This is a genomic window from Streptomyces sp. 4F14 (genome assembly GCF_048159485.1).
In the GTDB taxonomy this organism is placed as follows: Bacteria; Actinomycetota; Actinomycetes; order Streptomycetales; family Streptomycetaceae; genus Streptomyces.
The window spans coordinates 84,501-101,518 of sequence record NZ_JBLRVY010000010.1 but is presented as its reverse complement, the minus strand read 5'-3'; the positions used below and the strand labels follow the sequence as shown (position 1 = coordinate 101,518).

At 68.6% G+C, this 17,018-nt stretch carries 15 protein-coding genes; 7 read left to right on the top strand and 8 right to left on the bottom strand.

The window, feature by feature from the left end; all coding sequences use genetic code 11:
• Positions 1–295: 295 nt before the first annotated feature.
• On the top strand, positions 296–1,699 hold the full coding sequence (locus tag ACLZOT_RS19085; protein WP_416970161.1) for a CCA tRNA nucleotidyltransferase: 1,404 nt from the start codon (positions 296–298) through the stop codon (positions 1,697–1,699).
• A gap of 103 nt (positions 1,700–1,802) precedes the next feature.
• Here ACLZOT_RS19085 and ACLZOT_RS19080 read toward each other — a convergent pair whose 3' ends face one another.
• The 4 genes from ACLZOT_RS19080 to ACLZOT_RS19065 form a co-directional block, all read right to left on the bottom strand.
• Positions 1,803–2,264, bottom strand: coding sequence for an LppU/SCO3897 family protein (locus ACLZOT_RS19080; RefSeq protein ID WP_416970160.1), 462 nt, complete (start codon positions 2,262–2,264; stop codon positions 1,803–1,805).
• Between the two features lie 153 nt (positions 2,265–2,417).
• A complete protein-coding gene (locus ACLZOT_RS19075; RefSeq protein WP_416970159.1) occupies positions 2,418–3,680 on the bottom strand; it encodes an MFS transporter in 1,263 nt (420 codons plus the stop codon).
• Between the two features lie 191 nt (positions 3,681–3,871).
• Positions 3,872–4,954, bottom strand: a complete 1,083-nt coding sequence (locus ACLZOT_RS19070) for an inositol-3-phosphate synthase (RefSeq protein WP_416970158.1) — start codon at positions 4,952–4,954, stop codon at positions 3,872–3,874.
• Between the two features lie 44 nt (positions 4,955–4,998).
• Positions 4,999–5,679: a PadR family transcriptional regulator gene (locus ACLZOT_RS19065; RefSeq protein ID WP_416970157.1), complete on the bottom strand. Its 681-nt coding sequence runs from the start codon at positions 5,677–5,679 to the stop codon at positions 4,999–5,001.
• A 374-nt stretch (positions 5,680–6,053) separates the two neighbouring features.
• Here ACLZOT_RS19065 and ACLZOT_RS19060 point away from each other — a divergent pair, with 374 nt between their 5' ends.
• Positions 6,054–8,720, top strand: coding sequence for a transglycosylase domain-containing protein (locus ACLZOT_RS19060; RefSeq protein WP_416970156.1), 2,667 nt, complete (start codon positions 6,054–6,056; stop codon positions 8,718–8,720).
• Between the two features lie 175 nt (positions 8,721–8,895).
• Positions 8,896–10,386 carry a glycosyltransferase family 87 protein gene (locus ACLZOT_RS19055; protein ID WP_416970155.1) on the top strand — a complete coding sequence of 497 codons (1,491 nt, stop codon included), beginning with the start codon at positions 8,896–8,898 and terminating at the stop codon, positions 10,384–10,386.
• Between the two features lie 94 nt (positions 10,387–10,480).
• On the opposite strand, the gene ACLZOT_RS19050 is transcribed toward ACLZOT_RS19055, so the two are convergent.
• The 3 genes from ACLZOT_RS19050 to ACLZOT_RS19040 form a co-directional block, all read right to left on the bottom strand.
• Complete coding sequence (locus ACLZOT_RS19050) at positions 10,481–11,512, bottom strand: alanine racemase (protein WP_416970154.1); 1,032 nt, start codon at positions 11,510–11,512, stop codon at positions 10,481–10,483.
• Between the two features lie 67 nt (positions 11,513–11,579).
• Complete coding sequence (locus ACLZOT_RS19045; RefSeq protein WP_416970153.1) at positions 11,580–12,698, bottom strand: lipid II:glycine glycyltransferase FemX; 1,119 nt, start codon at positions 12,696–12,698, stop codon at positions 11,580–11,582.
• Positions 12,699–12,916: 218 nt separating this feature from the next.
• The gene (locus ACLZOT_RS19040; RefSeq protein ID WP_416970152.1) at positions 12,917–13,234 is read right to left on the bottom strand and encodes a hypothetical protein; all 318 of its coding nucleotides are present in this window, start codon (positions 13,232–13,234) and stop codon (positions 12,917–12,919) included.
• A 226-nt stretch (positions 13,235–13,460) separates the two neighbouring features.
• On the opposite strand from ACLZOT_RS19040, the gene rpsF reads away from it, so the two are divergent.
• From rpsF to rplI, 4 genes are all read left to right on the top strand, one after another.
• Positions 13,461–13,751: a 30S ribosomal protein S6 gene (gene rpsF, locus ACLZOT_RS19035; RefSeq protein ID WP_005482942.1), complete on the top strand. Its 291-nt coding sequence runs from the start codon at positions 13,461–13,463 to the stop codon at positions 13,749–13,751.
• Positions 13,752–13,823: 72 nt separating this feature from the next.
• Positions 13,824–14,423: a single-stranded DNA-binding protein gene (locus ACLZOT_RS19030; protein WP_416970151.1), complete on the top strand. Its 600-nt coding sequence runs from the start codon at positions 13,824–13,826 to the stop codon at positions 14,421–14,423.
• A gap of 48 nt (positions 14,424–14,471) precedes the next feature.
• Positions 14,472–14,708, top strand: a complete 237-nt coding sequence (rpsR, locus tag ACLZOT_RS19025) for a 30S ribosomal protein S18 (RefSeq protein WP_010354088.1) — start codon at positions 14,472–14,474, stop codon at positions 14,706–14,708.
• 18 nt (positions 14,709–14,726) lie between these two features.
• Entirely contained in the window at positions 14,727–15,173 is a 447-nt protein-coding gene (gene rplI, locus ACLZOT_RS19020; RefSeq protein WP_055719654.1) for a 50S ribosomal protein L9, read from the top strand.
• A 122-nt stretch (positions 15,174–15,295) separates the two neighbouring features.
• Here the strand turns inward: rplI and ACLZOT_RS19015 are convergent, their stop codons facing one another.
• Positions 15,296–16,633 (bottom strand): MATE family efflux transporter, encoded by a 1,338-nt coding sequence (locus ACLZOT_RS19015; protein WP_416970150.1) that lies wholly within the window; start codon positions 16,631–16,633, stop codon positions 15,296–15,298.
• Positions 16,634–17,018 lie beyond the last annotated feature (385 nt).

Below are 17,018 nucleotides of genomic sequence, written 5' to 3'. Positions count from 1 at the left end.
GTCGTCAGTGGTCGTCGGAATGTGCGTCCACGCATGGTAACGAGGCGCGCTGAGGGTAAGTGCCGCGGTCCGGTCCACAAGATCGGAAAGTGCGGGCGAGGAGTCCTCAATGTGTCTTTGTAAAGAGGCCCTTATATAGGGGAGCGGTTCCGGCGGCCGGGGTGCGGATGCCTCGCGGGTCCGGGCGGAGATCCTGTGCAGGTATCGGGCGGGGGGCCTTCACCGCGTCGACCGCCGCCCGCGGGCCGTAAATCCGGGAGCCCGGCGCTCCCGGGGCCACGTACCCTTTTCTGTTGTGCCGAACGCCAACACAGACAACCTCGCCGTCGCGCCCGTCGCCGACGATCTCGCCCGCCGTTTCCAGGAGGCCGGGTTCTCTCTCGCCCTGGTCGGCGGCCCGGTCCGGGACGCGCTGCTGGGCCGGCTCGGCAACGACCTCGACTTCACGACCGACGCCCGCCCCGAGGACGTCCTCAAGATCATCCGGCCCTGGGCGGACGCGGTGTGGGAGGTCGGGATCGCCTTCGGGACGGTGGGGGCGCAGAAGGACGGCTGGCAGATCGAGGTCACCACCTACCGCTCCGAGGCGTACGACCGGACCTCCCGCAAACCCGAGGTGTCCTACGGCGACTCCATCGAGGAGGACCTCGTCCGCCGGGACTTCACCGTCAACGCGATGGCCCTCGCCCTCCCCGAGCGGACGTTCATCGACCCGCACGGCGGCCTGGACGACCTCGCCGCGCGCGTCCTGCGGACCCCCGGCACCCCGGAAGCCTCCTTCTCGGACGACCCGCTGCGGATGATGCGGGCCGCGCGGTTCGCCGCCCAGCTCGACTTCGAGGTCGCCCCCGAGGTCGTCGCCGCGATGACGGACATGGCCGAGCGGATCAAGATCGTCTCCGCCGAACGCGTCCGGGACGAGCTGAACAAGCTGATCCTCTCCGCGCACCCCCGCAAGGGCCTCACGCTCCTCGTCGACACCGGCCTCGCCGACCACGTCCTGCCCGAGCTGCCCGCGCTGCGTCTGGAGAGCGACGAGCACCACCGGCACAAGGACGTGTACGAGCACACGCTGATCGTCCTGGAACAGGCGATGGCCCTGGAGGAGGACGGCCCCGGCCCCGACCTGGTCCTGCGTCTCGCGGCCCTCCTCCACGACATCGGCAAGCCGCGCACCCGGCGCTTCGAGAGCGACGGCCGGGTCTCCTTCCACCACCACGAGGTGGTCGGCGCGAAGATGACCACGAAGCGCATGACGGCCCTGAAGTACTCCAACGAGCTGGTGAAGGACGTCTCCCGGCTCGTCGAACTCCACCTGCGCTTCCACGGCTACGGCGCCGGCGAGTGGACGGACTCCGCGGTCCGCCGCTATGTCCGCGACGCCGGTCCACTCCTCGGCCGCCTCCACAAGCTGACCCGCTCCGACTGCACGACCCGCAACCGCCGCAAGGCCGTGAGCCTCTCGCGCGCGTACGACGGGCTGGAGGAGCGGATCACCGAACTCGGCAAGCAGGAGGAGCTGGACGCGATCCGCCCCGACCTCGACGGGAACCAGATCCAGGAGATCCTGGGGATCGGTCCGGGACCGGCGATCGGGAAGGCGTACAAGTTCCTGCTGGAACTGCGGCTGGAGAACGGGCCGATGGAGCATGACGCGGCGGTGGGGGCGTTGAAGGAGTGGTGGGCGGAGCAGGGGTGAGGGCGGGTGTGTTTCACGTGAAACACACCGAGTGAGAGCACGAAGAGGGGCGATGTTTCACGTGAAACATCGCCCCTCTTTCATGCCCTCAGGCAAGGCCCGATCAGACGTCCTTCAGGCACAGCACGACGTTGTGGCCGGTGCCTATCTGGTAGTAGGAGACGGTGGCCTCCTTGACGGCCTCGCACTTCGAGTCGTCGCTCGTGTCGTCGAACTTCTCCACGACCTTGTACTGGGCCTTGTCCGACGTGCAGTCGACCTCGCTGAGGTCGGGCTTGGTGTTGGTGCCGTCGTTGTGCATGCAGGCGCCGACCGAGGTGCTCTCGGCTTCGGTGTCGCTGCTGAACACCGCGCCGATGCCCACCTTGACGATGATGGCGACCACGATCATCCCGACGACGCCGAGAACACGCTTCAGCTTCTTGTTCCGCTGCGGCGGCGTGGTCGGCGCCTGGAACGGCGCCCCCTGGCCCGGGACCTGACCGTACGGCTGAGTGTGCTGCTCGCCCATGGGTACGGGCTGCTGGGCGTACGGGTTCTGGCCCTGAGGCGGCGGAGTGGTCATGCGGAGGGTCCCCCTGGAACGTGGATGCGCACGCCGAACGTCGGCGCGCATGCCGAGCGCGATACGCCCGGTGCGGGATAAGACCCACGTAAAGTACCGGCCACCACTGACAACGCCGGACCCTAAATATGATCTGTGACCTTGATGTGAAGCTTAGGGACGGGCAAAGCGCCGCATAACGTCAGCTACTGTCGCGTAGATAACGGCGATTGTTATCACCAGCGGGATTGAACGGCCGTCCGGCGGGAGCATGAGCGCCGCCACGCCCGCCGCACCGACGAACGCGACGTTGAAGAGGACGTCGTAGAGCGAAAAGATCCGGCCGCGGTAGGCGTCGTCGACCGCGGACTGGACGATCGTGTCGGTGGCGATCTTCGCGCCCTGGGTGACGAGGCCCAGGAGGAACGCCAGCACCAGTATGGGGAGTTCGGCGAAGGGCAGTCCGAGAGCCGGTTCGAGGACGGCGGCGGCCGCCGCGCAGACGACGATCCAGCGGACCGGGCCGAGCCGCCCCGCCGCCGAGGGCGTCACGAGCGCGGCCACGAAGAAGCCCGCGCCGGAGATGCCGACGGCGAGACCGAGGAGGGCGAGACCGTCGTCCGGGTCGGAGGACCAGGCGTACCGGCAGAGCATCAGGACCGTGACGGTCAGGGCGCCGTAGCAGAACCGCATGAGGGTCATCGAGCCGAGCGCCCAGGCGGCGGCGCGGCGCTGCGGCGCGGCGAGATGCCGGACGCCCGTCGCGAGCCCCCGGGCCGTCCCGCGCAGGGCGTCCGACAACCGGGGTCGCACAGACCCGAGTTCGGGGCCGAGGAGTTCCACCGCCAGCCGCAGGGCCGCCAGCGCCGAGCACAGGTACAGCGCCGCCCCCAGCAGGACCACCGCCGCGTCGGAGTCGGACGCCAGGATCCGGACGCCGAAGGCGAGACCGCCGCCCGCCGTCGCCGCGAGCGTTCCGGCGGTCGGGGAGAGGGAGTTGGCGACGACCAGCCGCTCCGCGTCGACGACCCGGGGCAGCGCGGCGGACAGTCCCGCGAGGACGAATCGGTTGACGGCGGTGACACAGAGCGCGGAGGCGTAGAAGAGCCAGTCCGGGACATCGGCCAGGATCAGCACGGCCGTCACCGAGGCGAGGGCGGCGCGCAGGAGATTGCCGTACAGAAAAACCTGTCGGCGGCGCCAGCGGTCGAGCAGGACGCCCGCGAAGGGGCCGACCAGGGAGTACGGCAGCAGCAGGACCGCCATCGCGGAGGCGATTGCGCCGGGTGAGGTCTGTTTCTCCGGGGAGAAGACGACGTACGTCGCCAGCGCGACCTGGTAGACACCGTCCGCGCACTGGGAGAGCAGCCGTACGGCGAGCAGTCGGCGGAAGTTCCCGAGGCGCAGCAGGATACGCAGATCACGGACGACGGACATGGGGACAGCCTCACACACGGGCACACCCGGCCTCGCACAGGGAAAGGTCCCCGGATCGGGTGACCCGGGGACCTTTCTGATGAGCCCTGGCAGGAGCGAATTTCAGTGGGTGGCGGACCGTGTTTCACGTGAAACGGTCGTTCAGAACGGCCGTTGTTTCACGTGAAACATGACCCGCCGGGGGGTGGTGCTCAGCGCTCGACGTCGCCGCGGATGAACTTCTCGACGTTCTCGCGGGCCTCGTCGTCGAAGTACTGGACCGGCGGGGACTTCATGAAGTACGAGGACGCGGAGAGGATCGGGCCGCCGATGCCGCGGTCCTTGGCGATCTTCGCGGCGCGCAGCGCGTCGATGATGACGCCGGCGGAGTTCGGGGAGTCCCAGACCTCCAGCTTGTACTCCAGGTTCAGCGGGACGTCGCCGAACGCGCGGCCCTCCAGGCGGACGTACGCCCACTTGCGGTCGTCGAGCCAGGCGACGTAGTCGGAGGGGCCGATGTGGACGTTCTTCTCGCCGAGGTCCCGGTCGGGGATCTGGGAGGTGACGGCCTGCGTCTTGGAGATCTTCTTGGACTCCAGCCGGTCGCGCTCCAGCATGTTCTTGAAGTCCATGTTGCCGCCGACGTTCAGCTGCATCGTGCGGTCCAGGACGACACCGCGGTCCTCGAACAGCTTCGCCATGACGCGGTGCGTGATGGTGGCGCCGACCTGGGACTTGATGTCGTCACCGACGATCGGGACACCGGCCTCGGTGAACTTGTCCGCCCATTCCTTCGTCCCGGCGATGAAGACCGGCAGGGCGTTGACGAAGGCGACCTTGGCGTCGATGGCGCACTGGGCGTAGAACTTCGCCGCGGCCTCGGAACCGACGGGCAGGTAGCAGACGAGGACGTCGACCTGCTTCTTCTTGAGGATCTTGACGACGTCGACCGGCTCGGCCTCGGACTCCTCGATGGTCTCGCGGTAGTACTTGCCGAGACCGTCGAGGGTGTGGCCACGCCGGACCTTCACACCGGTGCGCGGCACGTCGCAGATCTTGATGGTGTTGTTCTCGGAGGCACCGATGGCGTCCGCGAGGTCGAGGCCGACCTTCTTGGCGTCCACGTCGAACGCGGCGACGAACTCGATGTCCTTGACGTGGTAGTCACCGAACTGGACGTGCATCAGTCCGGGGACCTTGGACGCCGGCTCGGCGTCCTTGTAGTACTCGACTCCCTGCACCAGCGACGCGGCGCAGTTGCCCACACCGACGACGGCTACGCGAACCGAACCCATTCCGGTTGCTCCCTGTGTGTTTGAGTGAGGCCCTGGCAGGGGCCTCACGCGGTGGTGTCGCCGGGCGTATCCGGACCGGGAGTCTCCCCGGGCCGGGGCAGGACGCCCGGCGCTCCCTCTGTGGTGTCGCGAGCGGGGTCTCCATGGGCGGGACTCTTGAGGTCCCGGCCCGCCCGCTCGCTCTCGATCAGCTCGTTCAGCCAGCGCACTTCGCGTTCCACGGACTCCATCCCGTGGCGCTGGAGTTCGAGCGTGTAGTCGTCGAGGCGCTCCCTCGTGCGCGCGAGCGAGGCGCGCATCTTCTCCAGCCGTTCCTCCAAACGGCTGCGCCGGCCTTCCAGGACGCGCATGCGCACATCGCGGGAGGTCTGCCCGAAGAACGCGAAACGAGCCGCGAAGTGCTCGTCCTCGTAGGCGTCGGGCCCGGTCTGGGAGAGGAGTTCCTCGAAGTGTTCCTTGCCCTCCGCCGTCAACCTGTAGACGATCTTGGCGCGGCGTCCTGTGAGCGGGACGGCCGGGGCTTCCTCGGGGGTGTTCCCCGCCTCTTCGATCAACCAGCCGTTCGCGACCAGCGTCTTGAGGCAGGGGTAGAGCGTGCCGTAGCTGAAGGCCCGGAACACGCCCAGCGAGGTGTTGAGTCGTTTGCGCAGCTCATAGCCGTGCATGGGGGACTCGCGGAGCAGGCCGAGGACGGCGAACTCAAGGATTCCGGACCGCCGGCTCATCACTCCTCCTCCGTCCTCGGCACGTCTATCTCGCTCCGATGTATCGACTCGATACATCACGACGATAGAACGACCTTCCGGACCCGACAAGAGGGAGACGGGAGGGAGATCGGTGAACGGGATCACATCACTGAAACGTTGGAATCAACTTGCCTGTTTTGGGGTGAACTTCGGAGCTCGACGGGTTTTGGCGGTGCGTAGTGTGTGCGCCATGCAGACCACCGGGAGCCGAGTGACGCCGGAGGGCGTCGTCGCCCCCGCTGCCGTACGGATGAATGCGATACCGGCCGCGTCCGTACATCGGGGGGACCGGAAAAAAGCCGCCGTTGTTTTCAGGCGCCCACGGGTGCGCCTGCCCGAGGAGTAGTCGTTCGATGAGCGAGCACCGTCGCAAACAGTCGCAGCCGCAAGGAGGCGGACGTGCCGCGGCCCGGCGCGGCCAGTCCGGTTCGTCCTCCGGCCGCCGCGCGGCACCGCGAGGCGACACCGGGTCCCCTTCCGACGGTCTGTATCAGTCGGGAGCCGAGGAGCGGCCGTACGGCGGCCGCGCCGACGCCCGGCGAGCAGCCCAGAGACCGTCGGGAGGAGCACGCCGCAGGGCACCCGATCCAGGTCCGGGACGCGGCCGGGGTCGGCAGCCGTCCGGCCGCAAGCGCCTGATCGACTACCCGCGCCAGGACAAGTACGGCTGGAAGCGCTGGGTGCCCTCGTGGAAGCTCGTCACGGGCCTGTGCCTCGGTTTCTTCGGCGGCATGATGGCGGCGGCGAGCGTCGCGTACGCCTTCGTGACGATCCCCAAGCTCGACGAGACCGCCACGGCGCAGAACAACGTCTACTACTGGAGCGACAAGACCCAGATGGTCGCCACCGGGGGTGAGACGAACCGGCAGATCGTCGATCTCCCGGAGATCCCCAAGGCGATGCAGTTCGCGGTGATCTCGCAGGAGAACAAGTCCTTCTACACGGACAGCGGCATCGACCCCAAGGGCATCGCCCGCGCCGTCTTCAACATGGCCCGCGGCGGCCAGACCCAGGGTGGTTCCACGATCACCCAGCAGTACGTCAAGAACGCCATGCTGGCCGACCAGTCGCAGACGATCTCCCGCAAGCTCAAGGAGATCTTCGTGTCGATCAAGGTCGGCAACGACGTCTCCAAGGACGAGATCATGGCCGGGTACCTGAACTCGGCCTACTACGGGCGCAACGCCTACGGCATCGAGGCCGCCGCGCACGCCTACTTCGACAAGAAGGCCCGGGAGCTCAACGCCGGCGAGTGCGCGTTCCTGGCGGCGATGCTGAAGGGCGCGACGTACTACGACCCGGCGGGCCTGCCGTCCGTCGACCCGAACGCCTCGGCCGAGAAGAACACCATCCGGGCCACGCGCCAGATGCAGGACACCCTGAACAAGATGGTCGAGTACGGCCACCTGGACGCGGTGGAGCGGGCGAAGTACACCACGCTCCCCCCGTGGCAGAACCCGCGTTCGAACACCAACCTGAAGGGCCAGACCGGCTACCTGGTCGACCTCGCCAACGCCTACCTGGTGACGAACGAGGAGACGACCGGGATCAGCCAGGACCGGCTCCAGCGCGGTGGCCTCTCCATCTACACGACCTTCGACAAGAACAAGGTCAACGAGCTGGAGAAGTCGGTCAAGGCGGTCCAGGACGCCAACATCAAGCCCGAGCAGCGCCCCGACACCGACACCCACGTCCAGTTCGGCGGGGCCTCCGTCAACCCGGACACGGGCGCCATCGAGGCGATCTACGGCGGCGAGGACTCCACCAAGCACTTCACCAACAACGCCGACCAGACCGGTGCCCAGGTCGGCTCGACCTTCAAGCCCTTCGTCCTGGCCGCGGCGATGACCTGGGGCGTGCGCGATCCGAAGCTCGGCACCTCGCAGGCCCAGGACGAGCGCACCATCGTCTCCCCCAAGAGCATGTTCAGCGGCAAGAACAAGCTCAAGATCGAGGAGTACGACGGGAACGTCTGGAAGGACGACAAGGGCAGGGAGTGGCTCCAGACCAACGACGGGGACGTCTCCCTCGGCAACCCGCCCGACTTCAAGATCGACCTGCGTGAGGCGATGCGCGAGTCCGTGAACTCCGCCTTCGTGCAGCTCGGCATGGACGTCGGCCTGGACAAGGTGAAGGAGGCCGCGGTCAGCGCCGGTCTGAAGCCGGGCAGCCTGACGGGCACCACCTTCCCGTCCTTCTCCATCGGCATCTCCGACCCCAGCGCGATCCGTATGGCGTCCTCGTACGCCACCTTCGCGGCCAGCGGCAAGCAGCGCGACCCGTTCTCCGTCACGGAGGCCACGGGCAAGGGCGTGGCCTTCAAGCACGAGACGGTCACCAAGGACGCCTTCACCAAGAAGGTCGCCGACAACGTCACGGACATCCTGAAGACCGTCGTCGACAAGGGCACTGGTACGGCCGCCCAGCTCACGGGCCGGGACGTGGCCGGCAAGACCGGTACCACCGACGGCAACCGGTCCGCCTGGTTCGTCGGCTACACCCCGCAGCTGTCGACGGCGATCACGATGTTCCGCTACGACGACGACGAGACCAACAAGAACCGTGAGTTCCTGAAGATGTTCGGCACGGGCGGCCAGAAGAAGATCCACGGCGCCTCGTTCCCGGCCGAGATCTGGCACGACTACATGGAGGAGGCCCTGAAGGGCCAGCGCGCGGAGTCGTTCCCGGAGCCGGAGCCGATCGGTGAGGTCCTCAACCCCGAGCCGTCGCCGACCCCGACGCCCTCGGCCTCCGAGAGCGACGAGCCGAGCTCCTCGCCGAGCCCGTCGCCCAGCCAGAACAGCCCCTCGCCCTCGCCGACCCCGTCCGACACCTGCGGTGCCTTCGGCTTCGGGTGCGAGGACGGCGGCACGGACGCGGGCACCACGAACGGCGGCGACAACGGCGGCACCGGTTCCAGTCCGTCACCGTCGCCGAGCGGCGACACGGGAGATACGTCCAGAGGCAATTCGGGCGGTCTCTTCGGCGGAGCGAACTCGGGAGGGACCTCCACCGGATAGCGGGCCGCTTGCCCGACTCGGGTGTTTCACGTGAAACATCGCCATGTTTCACGTGAAACGAAGACCGTCCCCCGGCCATGAAGGCCGCGTGAGGGCCGCTTGAGGGCCGCTTGAGGGCCGTCGCACCGGACGAGGTGCGGCGGCCCTCGGTTTTTTCCCAGGCCGGTACGGCAGGATGTGCGCCATGCCCAGTGCAGAATCGACGCCAGCGAGCGTGCGCGAGCCGGACCCGGTACGGCCCACCAAGGAAGACCGGATCGCCGAGGCCGGCAGCGAGCTGATCGGCGGCCCCATCGGGCGGCGCGCGCTGTTCGGGACGTCCTGGTGGAGCCCCGTCCGGGTCATCGCGCTCGTGGCGATCGGGATGTTCGCCCTCGGACTGATCCAGAAGGCGCCCTGCTACAACGGCGGCTGGTTCTACGGCGCCAGCACCCAGTACACGCACGCCTGCTACTCGGACATCCCGCACCTCTACCAGGGACGCGGCTTCGCCGACGGGCTCGTCCCGTACTTCGACCGGTTCGCCGGCGATATGCAGTACCTCGAATACCCGGTGCTGACCGGGGTGTTCATGCAGGTGGCGAGCTGGCTCACCCCGCACAGCGGCACCATCCAGCACCAGGAACAGTGGTACTGGATGGTCAACGCCGGGATGCTGATGGCCTGCGCCGCGGTCATCGCCGTCTGCGTCTCCCGCACCCACGCCCGCCGGCCCTGGGACGGTCTCCTGGTCGCCCTGGCGCCCGCCTTCGTGCTGACCGCCACCATCAACTGGGACCTGCTGGCGGGCGCCCTGACGGCCGCGGCGATGCTGATGTGGGCGCGGGGCCGCTCGCTGGCCTTCGGGATCCTCCTGGGGCTCGCCGCGGCCGCCAAGCTGTACCCCGTCTTCCTCCTCGGACCGCTGTTCCTGCTGTGCTGGCGGGCCGGCAAGTGGCGGGACCTCGGCAAGGGCGTCGGCGGCGCGGCGGTCGCCTGGCTCGTGGTGAACCTGCCGGTGATGCTCTTCGCCTTCGACGGCTGGTCGAAGTTCTACACGTTCAGCCAGGAACGAGGCGTCGACTTCGGCTCCTTCTGGCTGATCCTGGCCCAGAACTCCTCCGACCCGCTCACCACCGACAGCGTCAACACGCTGGCCACGCTGCTGGTGCTGCTGTGCTTCCTCGGCATCGCGATCCTCACCCTGACCGCCCCGCGCCGGCCGCGCTTCGCCCAGCTCGCCTTCCTGGTGGTGGCCGCGTTCATCGTCACCAACAAGGTCTACTCACCGCAGTACGTGCTGTGGCTCGTGCCGCTCGCGGCGCTCGCCCGCCCCAAGTGGCGCGACTTCCTCGTCTGGCAGGTGTGCGAGGTGGCGTACTTCCTCGGGATCTGGATGTACCTCGCGTACACGACCAGCGGGGACGCCCACAAGGGGCTGTCGATGGACGGCTACCACTGGGCCATCGCCTTCCACCTGCTGGGCACGCTCTACTTCTGCGCGATGGTCGTCCGCGACATCCTGATGCCCGAACGGGACGTCGTGCGCCAGACAGGGGACGACGATCCCTCCGGCGGTGTCCTGGACGGCGCCGAGGACCGCTTCGTGCTCAGCTCCGTCGGGGCCGCGCTGCGCCGGGACGAGCCGCTCGACGGACCGCAGGTCAGCTGGGGCAAGGACGGCTAGGGGCGCGTTCGCTCTGGGCGAACGGCCCTGATGGGGTACGCAAAAGGCCGTACGCGGGATGTCGCGTACGGCCTTCGTGCTGCGGCGGGCGTCCTCAGCGGTCGATGATGCGGTCGAACTGCGTGGTGGTGTGCCGCAGATGGGCCACCAGTTCGTCGCCGACCTTCGGCTCCGGGGCGTCGGAGGGGACGAACAGGATCGACACCTGCATGTGCGGCGGTTCCGCGAACCAGCGCTGCTTGCCGCCCCAGACGAACGGCGACAGGTTGCGGTTCACCGTGGCGAGACCGGCGCGGGCGACGCCCTTCGCGCGCGGCATGACGCCGTGCAGCGCCTTCGGCGCCTCCAGGCCCACTCCGTGCGACGTACCGCCCGCCACGACCACCAGGAAGCCGTCCGAGGCCGCCTTCTGCTGGCGGTAGCCGAACCGGTCGCCCTTCGCGACGCGCGTGACGTCCAGGACCGAGCCGTGGTACTCCGTGGCGTCGTGGTCCCCCAGCCACAGCCGGGTGCCGATCCGGGCCCGGAAACGGGTCTGCGGGAACTGCTGCTGGAGCCGTCCGAGGTCCTCCGCCTTCAGGTGGCTGACGAACATCGTGTGCAGCGGCAGCCGGGCCGCGCGCAGCCGGTCCATCCAGCCGATGACCTCCTCGACGGCGTCCGAGCCGTCCGTGCGGTCCAGCGGCAGGTGGATCGCGAAGCCCTCCAGGCGGACGTTCTCGATCGCGGCGTGCAGCTGCGGCAGGTCCTGCTCGCTGATGCCGTGCCGCTTCATCGAGGACATCACCTCGATGACCACCCGCGCGCCCACCAGGCCGTACACACCGTCGATCGACGAGACCGAGCGGATCACCCGGTCCGGCAGCGGGACGGGCTCCTCGCCGCGCCGGTAGGGCGTCAGCACCAGCAGGTCGCCGCCGAAGAAGTCCTTGATCCGCGCGGCCTCGTACGTCGTACCGACCGCCAGGACGTCCGAGCCGAGCCGGGTCGCCTCCTCCGCGAGGCGCTCGTGCCCGAAGCCGTAGCCGTTGCCCTTGCAGACCGGGACGAGGCCCGGGAACTGGTCCTGCACGTGCTTGTGGTGCGCCCGCCAGCGCGCGGTGTCGACGTAGAGGGTGAGCGCCATGGCCGGACCTGGGACCTTTCTCGGGGCTGTGGTGGTGTCAGGGGTTATCGAAGCACTGAACGCGGCGTCAGCGGCGCGACATGTAGATGTCGAGGGCCTTGTGGAGCAGCTTGTTGAGCGGGAAGTCCCACTCGCCCAGGTACTCGGCCGCCTGCCCGCCCGTGCCGACCTTGAACTGGATCAGGCCGAAGAGGTGGTCCGTCTCGTCCAGCGAGTCCGAGATGCCGCGCAGGTCGTACACGGTCGCGCCGAGCGCGTACGCGTCCCGCAGCATCCGCCACTGCATCGCGTTCGACGGCCGGAACTCACGGCCGATGTTGTCCGAGGCGCCGTACGAGTACCAGACGTGGCCCCCGACGATCAGCATCGTCGCCGCCGAGAGGTTCACCCCGTTGTGGCGGGCGAAGTACAGCCGCATGCGGTTGGGGTCCTCGGAGTTGAGGGCCGACCACATGCGCTGGAAGTACGACAGCGGGCGCGGCCGGAAGTGGTCGCGCACGGCCGTGATCTCGTACAGCCGCTGCCACTCCTCCAGGTCGTGGTAGCCGGCCTGGACGACCTCGACGCCGGCCTTCTCGGCCTTCTTGATGTTGCGGCGCCACAGCTGGTTGAAGTTCTTGTGGACGTCCTCCAGCGAGCGGTTCGCCAGCGGCACCTGGTAGACGTACCGGGGCTGGACGTCACCGAAGCCCGCGCCGCCGTCCTCGCCCTGCTGCCAGCCCATCCGGCGCAGCTTGTCGGCCACCTCGAAGGCGCGCGGCTCGATGAAGTCGGCCTCGATGTCGCGCAGCCGCTTCACGTCCGGGTTCTGGATGCCCGCCTTGATGGAGCCCGCCTCCCAGCGGCGGATGATCACCGGCGGGCCCATCTTCACGGAGAACGCGCCCTGGTGCTTGAGGTGGGCGAGCATCGGCTCCAGCCACTCCGTCAGGTTCGGCGCGTACCAGTTGATCACCGGGCCCTCGGGCAGGTAGGCCAGGTAGCGCTTGATCTTCGGGAGCTGCCGGTAGAGCACCAGGCCCGCGCCGACCAGCTGACCCGCCCTGTCGAACCAGCCGAGGCTCTCCGAACGCCACTCCGCCTTGACGTCGGCCCATGCCGGTACCTGCATGTGGCTCGCCGCCGGCAGGCTCTGGATGTACGCCAGATGCTGCTCGCGGCTGATCGTCCTCAGGGTCAGGCTCATTCGGGGCGCTCCTCGGGCTGGGGTGTCCCCATGGGTACAGGGGCTCCGGCTCTAGCGCCGAAGCCTACTGCGCCCCGCGAGCGCCTCGACTGGGCGTACGGAACCTACGTTCGGGCCGCGGTACGGCCGGTGCGATCCGTCAGGTGGCGTAGCCGCCCTACGCGTTGGGGCGCGGGGCGGCGTACCGGTGGTCCTGGGCCGGGAACCGGGAGCCGGGGTCAGCCCCCGATGACGCCTCCGAAGAGGCCGCCGTGGGCCATGCCGAGGAAGAAGCCGACGGCGCTGGCGCCGAGGCCCAGGATCAGGCCGAACCGCTCACGGGTGGTCTCGGAGACCCACTGTCCGTAGGCGCCGGTGAAGATCCCCACCAGACCGGTCCAGGAGCTGAGCAGATGCAGGTTGTGGAACAGCGCCGTGACGAACGCCGTCACCCCGAGCACCAGGGTCACCGCGAGCAGCGTGTCCTGGAGGGGGTGGGGCTTGCCGTCGGTGGCGAAGAGGGAGCCGGCGGTGTTGGGTCGCAATGCCTGTGCCATGGGGCACCTCCTGCGGAAGGCGGCGCATCGTAGCGCCGTACACACCCGATGTGTACAGATTGACGGTCGACGGGGCCTGATTTCAACCGGAAGCGGGTGTGCGGGTAGTGTGTACCGTCTGCACCGGTGTCTGTCCTGGCCTGCCAGGGGCGCCGATGCGCACGCATCACAACCCTCCTGCCACGGATCGACCGTGGCCGCTGAGTCCAAAGGAGGTGGGTTCCACATGCGTCACTACGAGGTGATGGTCATCCTCGACCCCGATCTGGAGGAGCGCGCTGTCGCCCCCCTGATCGAGAACTTCCTCTCCGTCGTCCGTGAGGGCAACGGCAAGGTCGAGAAGGTCGACACCTGGGGCCGTCGTCGTCTCTCGTACGAGATCAAGAAGAAGCCCGAGGGCATCTACTCGGTCATCGACCTGCAGGCCGAGCCTGCGGTCGTCAAGGAGCTCGACCGCCAGATGAACCTGAACGAGTCGGTCCTCCGGACCAAGGTCCTCCGCCCCGAGACCCACTGAGCTTCCGCTCGCAGGGTCCCGGGATTCGAGTAGCAACAAGCAGCCAGAGCAAACCCGCCGAGAGGTTCCCCCATGGCAGGCGAGACCGTCATCACGGTCGTCGGCAATCTTGTCGATGACCCCGAGCTGCGCTTCACCCCCTCCGGTGCGGCGGTCGCGAAGTTTCGTGTCGCGTCCACTCCCCGCACCTTCGACCGCCAGACGAACGAGTGGAAGGACGGCGAGAGCCTCTTCCTGACCTGCTCGGTCTGGCGCCAGGCGGCGGAGAACGTCGCGGAGTCGCTCCAGCGAGGCATGCGCGTCATGGTGCAGGGCCGGTTGAAGCAGCGGTCCTACGAGGACCGTGAGGGCGTCAAGCGCACGGTCTACGAGCTGGACGTCGAGGAAGTCGGCCCCAGCCTGCGCAACGCCACGGCCAAGGTCACCAAGACCAGTGGCGGTGGCGGCGGCGGTGCCCGGGGCGGCCAGGGCGGTTACGGCGGCGGCCAGGCCGGCGGCGGCTGGGGTGGAAACTCCGGCGGCGGCCAGCAGGGCGGCGGCGCACCCGAGGCCGATCCGTGGGCGACCGGCGCTCCCGCCGGTGGCAACCAGGGCGGCGGCGGTGGCGGCGGCTGGGGTGGAAACTCCGGCGGCGGCGGTGGCGGCGGCTACTCGGACGAACCCCCCTTCTAGGGCCGGGTTCGCACTCATACTTCTTGATCACACAGGAGAGAAAGCACCATGGCGAAGCCGCCTGTGCGCAAGCCTAAGAAGAAGGTCTGCGCGTTCTGCAAGGACAAGGTCCAGTACGTGGACTACAAGGACACGAACATGCTGCGGAAGTTCATTTCCGACCGCGGCAAGATCCGTGCCCGCCGCGTGACCGGCAACTGCACGCAGCACCAGCGTGACGTCGCCACGGCCGTCAAGAACAGCCGTGAGATGGCGCTGCTGCCGTACACCGCTCAGGCTCGATAAGGGAAGGGTGACCGAAACATGAAGATCATCCTCACCCACGAGGTCTCCGGCCTCGGCGCCGCGGGCGACGTCGTCGACGTCAAGGACGGCTACGCCCGTAACTACCTGATCCCGCGGAACTTCGCGATCCGCTGGACCAAGGGTGGCGAGAAGGACGTCGAGCAGATCCGTCGCGCTCGCAAGATCCACGAGATCCAGACCATCGAGCAGGCCAACAGCGTCAAGGCCCAGCTCGAAGGTGTGAAGGTCCGTCTGGCCGTTCGCTCCGGCGACGCCGGCCGTCTCTTCGGTTCCGTCACCCAGGCCGACGTCGCGTCCGCGATCGAGGCCGCCGGTGGCCCGAAGGTCGACAAGCGCCGTGTCGAGCTGGGCTCGCCCATCAAGACGCTGGGCGCCCACGAGGCCGCCGTGCGTCTGCACCCCGAGGTGGCCGCGAAGGTCAACATCGAGGTCGTCGCGGCGTGACGCTGCGCTCGGCTTGAGCCGACAGGAAAGGGACCGTGCCTCTTGAGGTGCGGTCCCTTTCTCATGGGCTGGGTGCGCCCGGATGTTTCACGTGAAACCGGGCGATGTTTCACGTGAAACGCTCAGCGTGTAGCGCCTGTCACGACCCAGCGGCCCGACCTCGTGCGTACCCACAGCGTCAGCATCCGGATCGTCATCATCAGCGTCATCGCTCCCCATACGGCCGTGAGGCCGCCGCCCAGCGTCGGGACCAGGAGGGCGACCGGGGCGAAGACCGCCAGGGTCACCAGCATCGCGCCCGCCAGGTAGGGGCCGTCGCCCGCGCCCATCAGGACGCCGTCCAGGACGAAGACGATGCCGCTGATCGGCTGCGCGAGGGCGATGAGGAGCAGGGCGGGGAGGGCGGCGTCCTTGACCGCGGAGTCGCTCGTGAACAGGGGGAGGAAGAGGGGGCGGGCGAGGACGACGACGATGCCCAGGCCCACTCCTACGGCGATCCCCCACTCCACCATGCGCCGGCAGACCCGGCGGGCGCCCTCCGCGTCGCCGGCCCCCAGACAGCGCCCGATGATCGCCTGCCCGGCGATCGCGATCGCGTCCAGCGCGAAGGCGAGCAGGCTCCACAGGGACAGCACGATCTGGTGGGCGGCGATGTCCGCGTCCCCGAGGCGCGCGGCGACCGCGGTCGCGATCAGCAGCATGGCCCGCAGCGAGAGCGTACGGACCAGCAGGGGCGCCCCCGCCTGCGCGGAGGCCCTGATGCCGGCGGCGTCCGGGCGGAGGGAGGCGCCGTGGCGCCGGGCACCTCGGACGACGACCACGAGATAGGCCGCGGCCATGCCCCACTGGGCGAGGACCGTGCCCCAGGCGGAACCGGCGATGCCGAGGTCGGCGCCGTACACGAGACCGGCGTTGAGGGCCGCGTTGGCGACGAAGCCCGCGACGGCGACGTAGAGCGGGGTCCTGGTGTCCTGGAGGCCGCGCAGGACACCGGTCGCGGCGAGGACGATCAGCATGGCCGGGATGCCCAGCGTGGAGATACGCAGGTAGGTCGTCGCGTACGGCGCGGCTGTCGGCGAGGCGCCGAAGAGGTCGACGAGGGCCCGGGCCGAGGGCAGTACGGCGATGATCACGGCGGCGCCGAGGAGCAGCGCGAGCCAGATGCCGTCCACGCCCTGGCGGATCGCGGCGGGCAGGTCACCGGCGCCCGCCCGGCGTGCGACGGCGGCCGTGGTGGCGTAGGCGAGGAAGACGAAGATGCTGACGGCCGTCGTCAGCAGGGCGGAGGCGACGCCGAGACCGGCGAGCTGTGCCGTGCCGAGGTGGCCCACGATCGCGCTGTCGGCGAGGACGAAGAGGGGCTCGGCGACGAGAGCGCCGAAGGCCGGGACGGCCAGCGCGACGATCTCCCGGTCGTGCCGGCGGCGGGTGGCCTTGGTGGTCGCGGGGGCCGATGTCATGCACACCAATCTAATCGTCCACAGGTAAGTGTCGCAACGTGGATTGGATCCTTACCGGCGGTCTCGCTCCGTGTCCTTTCGTGCGCTGTTCGAGGTCATCTTGGGCCGACTGGGGAAGTTTTTCTTCTGCACAGCCGGTGGATGGAGAAAGTGCAGGTCAGAGGGGGTCGTCAGAAAAAGTCGAGGGCTTGTTCACAGCACTGTCCACCGGCTCGTGCACAGGTTTCGGGGAGTTGTCCACAGCATCGGGGCCGTCGTCCACATGGCCTGTGGATAACCAGATTGGCTGACGGTGCTGAGGGGCCTAACGTGGTCCGGCGCCCGCTCCGACCGTCGGCCTGGGAAACCCCCGCAAAACCGACGCGCGACAACCGGAGTCGGGCCT